Source organism: Glaciimonas sp. GG7, assembly GCF_052976905.1.
The window spans coordinates 1-569 of the sequence record NZ_JBRIIQ010000233.1 but is presented as its reverse complement, the minus strand read 5'-3'; the positions used below and the strand labels follow the sequence as shown (position 1 = coordinate 569).

The window sequence follows — 569 nt, the reverse complement described above, 5'->3', positions numbered from 1 at the left end:
CGCCCCCTGCACACCCGACACCATACTAATCGCAATCACCCCAGCAGCTTGTGCCGACAACCCAAACCTCTGCTGCAACTCCTGCGTGGCGCTTTCCATCGTCGCTGTCTGCCAGTTAATCGCCGCGTAAAATTCCGGAGCAATACTGACCATCAAAGCTTGATTAGTCCGTGCCGAAATATATTGCAGCGTCCCCATACAGGCGCTGTCCCCCGGTGGACAGAAATTGAAAATGTCTTTCTGATCCGTGCTGAACATCCCCATAAAGCCGTTTTGTTCGGTTGGCGATACCGCGTCCGAGGTCAGTCCTTTGCAGGCTTCTGTGGTGGTGCATTGGCTGAGCAGCGCGTCTTGCTTGTCCGACAGATTTTTCATATCAGCCAGCACACCGCTCTTACATTCGGGCGTTGTGCATTGTGCGTATTTGTCTTTGAAATCGTCGAGCTGTCTATGCTTCAGATAGTTAAACTCCGTCGCCAGCTTGGCATTCACCCCTGCCGCATTACCATCGGTTGCCGTGCCCCCGGCCACTTGCGTCGCCGCTTTTCCCACCACCAATCCCACTAACT

At 54.1% G+C, this 569-nt stretch carries 1 protein-coding gene; it reads right to left on the bottom strand.

What is annotated here, in order from left to right; all coding sequences use genetic code 11:
• Window positions 1-569, bottom strand: a 569-nt coding sequence (locus tag ACVBEF_RS21335; RefSeq protein WP_447125894.1) for a hypothetical protein, incomplete at both ends; no start/stop codon positions are given.